Annotated in this window: 4 protein-coding genes; all 4 read right to left on the bottom strand. The window is 44.5% G+C overall.

Annotation, left to right across the window (positions count from 1 at the left end; translation table 11 throughout):
• Positions 1 to 129: 129 nt before the first annotated feature.
• The 4 genes from RIC07_RS38820 to RIC07_RS38835 all read right to left on the bottom strand — a co-directional run bounded on the left by RIC07_RS38820 (position 130) and on the right by RIC07_RS38835 (position 2,418).
• The gene (locus RIC07_RS38820; RefSeq protein ID WP_446399175.1) at positions 130 to 474 is read right to left on the bottom strand and encodes a hypothetical protein; all 345 of its coding nucleotides are present in this window, start codon (positions 472 to 474) and stop codon (positions 130 to 132) included.
• Positions 475 to 576: 102 nt separating this feature from the next.
• The gene (locus tag RIC07_RS38825; RefSeq protein ID WP_446399176.1) at positions 577 to 1,017 is read right to left on the bottom strand and encodes a pentapeptide repeat-containing protein; all 441 of its coding nucleotides are present in this window, start codon (positions 1,015 to 1,017) and stop codon (positions 577 to 579) included.
• A gap of 277 nt (positions 1,018 to 1,294) precedes the next feature.
• Positions 1,295 to 1,939 carry a DedA family protein gene (locus tag RIC07_RS38830; RefSeq protein ID WP_446399177.1) on the bottom strand — a complete coding sequence of 215 codons (645 nt, stop codon included), beginning with the start codon at positions 1,937 to 1,939 and terminating at the stop codon, positions 1,295 to 1,297.
• 230 nt (positions 1,940 to 2,169) lie between these two features.
• Positions 2,170 to 2,418, bottom strand: coding sequence for a Ycf34 family protein (locus RIC07_RS38835; protein WP_446399178.1), 249 nt, complete (start codon positions 2,416 to 2,418; stop codon positions 2,170 to 2,172).
• Between the last annotated feature and the right edge of the window lie 269 nt (positions 2,419 to 2,687).

Raw genomic sequence — 2,687 nt, forward strand, 5'->3', positions numbered from 1 at the left:
TCGGTGCAACCTGCAAGACCGTCACACAAAGTCGAGTAGCTGCTTGTTGGGGGGTAAACTAGACATTTCCTGATTATATCCGAGAAAATGTCTAGTTATGTCAGTAATTGTCTAGATATTTACCGACTGTTAGTTAACCCCCATTTGTTCGGCAAGCTTGTCCCACAGTTCGATACTAAATCCGCTGTAGTTGCCATTGTCATAGATTACAAATGGCTCAAAAACCTTCGTAATCACCCGTAAGGTTGAGGATGAGGACGTGTCGTTCAACGGTAGAGTCGTATCACTATTATTTCGCGATCGCTCTCTTGTGGAGTTTGCCAAAGACACAACAGCGCCTCTATCCCTGTTGGCTAGTACCATCCTCACCGTTCCTGAGGGATGCGGTTGACTCGTGCTAGGAAACGAAAAGACTAGCCAAACAACTAGCGCCGTGAGACAACTCAAAACCCAGTAACCAACCGTTTTAATCATGGTTGAGATTTGGGAACAGGTAAGTTAAGCAACAAGACAACGAATTTTAGATTTTAGCATTTTGAAGTCACTAAAATCTAAAATCTTTGTTCAACAGAGCGGTTAGCTTACCAGCTTTATCCCTCTTACATTAGCGTCCATTAAATAGACCTTACTCAACTTTGCTCCCCTCAAATCAGCACCTCTGAGGTTAACTCGGCTCAATTTGACCCCCCTCAAATCAGTACTTCTTAAATCAGCATCCGTTAAATCGGCACCCTTAAGGTCTGCATTTCTCAAATCTGCACCCCTGAGATCAGCACCGATTAAATCAGCCGCTAGCAATTCAGCACCCCTGAGTTGGGCGCGGGTCAATTTCGTGTAGCTGAGGTTGGCTAAGCTGAGGTCAGCACCATTAAGATTAGCGCCCCGTAGGTCTGCTTCACTTAAATCAGCGCCACTCAGGTCAGTCCTTTCGAGGATAGCACCCCGAAGGTTAGCACCCGTTAGATCCTTGCCACTGAGGTCTTTTCCACTTAGATTAATATTCACAGGCGTTTCCATTGTTTTGTTATACAGTCTTGTCTTTAATTGTTATTCATCCCTAGGGATATATTTCATCAGCCATTTGTCGCAAATGGCTTCAGTAAAATTGCTGAATATTTTGAATCTAGGAGAATTGAGTGGCTGAAGAGGAGAGATTTTTAATGAAATTTTAAGGATAAGTAAACCCGCTTAAGCGCCAAACTCAGTTCTTGCCCTCCTTCTAAGAGTTTAGACGGATTAATAATTTTTTCTAATCACATCAATAAGGAGAGAGTTTGCAGCTTAACGGTAATCGTCACTCTGATGGTTGATCGCTAATTGATACATCTTTGATTTTACGGGACTCCAACCACATAGAAACTCCTATCCAAGCAATCACCAGCAGTAGTACCGCGATGCCAAATTTCGCCATCCAAGAGACTAAGGTTTCTAGGGGAATAATCCGTCCCACAAAGAAGGATAAACTGACCATAACGGATGCCCACACAGCAGCCCCCGCTAGGTTACACACGAAAAATTGAGAGTAGGGCATTTCTGCAATTCCTGCCATCGGTCCAGCAAAGATGCGTAGGAGTGCCACAAATCGCCCAAAAAACACCGCTCTAGCGGCATTTTCACTAAACTGGCGTTTGACTTCTACAAGCTGGGCTTCTGGAATGCGAAAGAAACCTCCTAATCGCAATAAGAATGACCAACCGCCTATTTTGCCAATCCAATATCCACAATTATCACCCAGAACAGCTCCAGTAATGGCACTTGCCAGCACAAACCAATAATTGAGTTCACCACTTCCAGCTAAGAAACCACCGACCAGAGTAATGGTTTCGCCAGGGAGGGGAACTCCAGTATTTTCCAAAGCAATCCCAGAGAAAATAACCCAATAGCCGTACTGATGTGCCAGTTCCTGGATTGTCTCCAGTGATAACAGCTCAAAAGACATCCAGTAAACCCTTTACAAAAATTTATCACCTATCACATTTTCACGTATTTTGGCAAATTGTGTCAACTCGAACAGGACTCACGCCCTAAGGTTATCGGTTGAGACAAGGTATGGGATGAGGTGAGGTGTAGTGGCATGATACTGTAGGGGCGCAAAGACTTGCGCCCAATTGATTTAACCGTAAAATTGATTCCACTATGTCAAAAGCGAAGTTGTTTTGATACAACTCTTTAAGTTGGCACCAACTCACCTGGACGCAGTTTTGCCCATTTGCCCATTTCTTGCTTAAAGCTGTTACAGCCCACGACATCCCATTCCATCTCGACAAAATCCGCTTGAGGACGGATGTTGACATTGATGGTTGGTTCAATCGGCTCAAAATCTGGCGTTTCCGTCAGATGGGGTTGCTGATGCTGGGTTTCCACCGCATTATAGGTGGTGCATCGGTCTACATAGTGGCAGTTAACGCAAATACACATTGCCCAAACTCCAAGTCCTTTTTGTTAGCCTAACTTAGACCAGCCCTAGATTGACCACTATTTCGATGGATTTTTTGATTTGTCCGATGTCATTCGTCCTTTGTCCCCCAGTATTCGTTACTCACGTTCAGCCAGCTTAGACAGTGGTTGGGGTTAGCCAAGGACAAGAGAAACAAAGCTGATCAGACACCAGCCACACATGCCGTTGATGGAGTAACATTAGCGGCGTTTGAGTTTACCCAGTGGCGAGAATGGCATTCGGATAATAC

The organism is Coleofasciculus sp. E1-EBD-02, assembly GCF_040218245.1.
GTDB lineage: Bacteria > Cyanobacteriota > Cyanobacteriia > Cyanobacteriales > Coleofasciculaceae > Coleofasciculus.

Excerpts from the sequence above, each read along its gene's own strand:
- RIC07_RS38820 (WP_446399175.1), bottom strand. The coding sequence starts at position 474 with ATGATTAAAACGGTTGGTTACTGGGTTTTGAGTTGTCTCACGGCGCTA.
- RIC07_RS38825 (WP_446399176.1), bottom strand. The coding sequence starts at position 1,017 with ATGGAAACGCCTGTGAATATTAATCTAAGTGGAAAAGACCTCAGTGGC.
- RIC07_RS38830 (WP_446399177.1), bottom strand. The coding sequence starts at position 1,939 with ATGTCTTTTGAGCTGTTATCACTGGAGACAATCCAGGAACTGGCACAT.
- RIC07_RS38835 (WP_446399178.1), bottom strand. The coding sequence starts at position 2,418 with ATGTGTATTTGCGTTAACTGCCACTATGTAGACCGATGCACCACCTAT.